We start from the raw sequence: 1,246 nt of genomic DNA, 5'->3' as shown, positions 1-1,246 counted from the left end.
CTCCAACAGCTCGCTGAAATTGTGGCGGTGAGCCGACAGGAAGGAAACGATGAGAGCCTGCTCCAGTTCGACGAGCACCGTGCGTGGCAGCTCTGTCGCCGCCGCATCCAACTGATGAGCGAGGAACATCGCCAGATCGCGCAAGACCAGAGCGTTCGGCTGCACCGCAGCCGCTATGGGATCAAACTTGAGGACACCGGCTGGCTTTGCACCGAGCAGCGTCGTCAATGTCTGCTCCAACGCCCTCGCGCTTATTCGAAGAATGAGCTGCTCATAACCTGGCTCGAACACAATCCTGTTGGGTTCGCCAGGCGCAACTATGCAGGACTGCCGCTCGGTTATCGCGATCGCCGTGCGATTCAGAATGGTCAAAGCGCTGCCTTTGAGGCCAATTTGCAGGCGCGCGAAGTCGCTCTCCGGGAACTTGACGACCGCCCTCGCCCCGCCATATGCACAAAAGCCCAGGCCGATATTCGTAAGCCGAAGGTAGTTGCCCACCCCCAGGAAGCCATCTGCCTTGGTGACTGCGAAGCCAGTTGCCCCGTAGACCGTACGCAACGCGTGCTCCATCGCCTCCGGATCGTCTGTACGAATGACGGGAGCGCGGCTCAGGAGGCTTACGGATCGGTCCAAGTTCATCGAAGGATGGTATCTCAGGTTTGACCGGACTCAAACCTGGGAAAAACCCGGTCAGCGGCGAGGTGCCGCAGCTCCCTTCATCGCCGATATAGCTTGAGGTTCCAGTTTCTGAGCGACCTTTGCTGCTGCCCCAGCGCTCTTGGGAACGGTCCTGGCCGACGCTTCTGTCAGGCGAGCTAGGCGGCGCGCCGCCCGCGCGACAGAGTTTCGGATGGAAGCTCACCGAACATGTCGCGATAGCCTCTTGCGAAGTGTCCGAGATTTCCGAAGCCGCAATTGAAGGCGACTGCAGAGACGGAGGTGCGCTGATCTGGCCCCGAGAGCATCTGTTTTGCCTGTCGCAATCGCACCGTTTTTGCAAACGCCGTCGGCGAGTATCCGCGGCTCTTCTTAAACGCAGCAGAGAGCGCGCGGATGCTGACGCCTGTCTGCGATGCCAGCTCCTCGATCGTGATGGCGCGCCCCCAAGAGGCCTCGATATACTCTTCGGTCAGCCGAACGATCTGCGGCGCGACGTCCTTTTCGGCTCGCTCCAACAGCTCGCTGAAATTGTGGCGGTGAGCCGACAGGAAGGAAACGATGAGAGCCTGCTCCAGTTCGACGAGCA

Annotated in this window: 2 protein-coding genes; both read right to left on the bottom strand. The window is 60.2% G+C overall.

The window, feature by feature from the left end:
- A partial coding sequence (locus QW868_RS33505) for a cupin domain-containing protein (protein ID WP_410051349.1) occupies positions 1-558 on the bottom strand: 558 nt, incomplete at its 3' end.
- Between the two features lie 257 nt (positions 559-815).
- A partial coding sequence (locus QW868_RS33500) for a helix-turn-helix transcriptional regulator (RefSeq protein WP_316232574.1) occupies positions 816-1,246 on the bottom strand: 431 nt, incomplete at its 5' end.

Source organism: Bradyrhizobium sp. SZCCHNR1051, from assembly GCF_032489615.1.
Taxonomy (GTDB): domain Bacteria; phylum Pseudomonadota; class Alphaproteobacteria; order Rhizobiales; family Xanthobacteraceae; genus Bradyrhizobium.
This window is presented reverse-complemented; position numbering and strand designations above follow the sequence as displayed.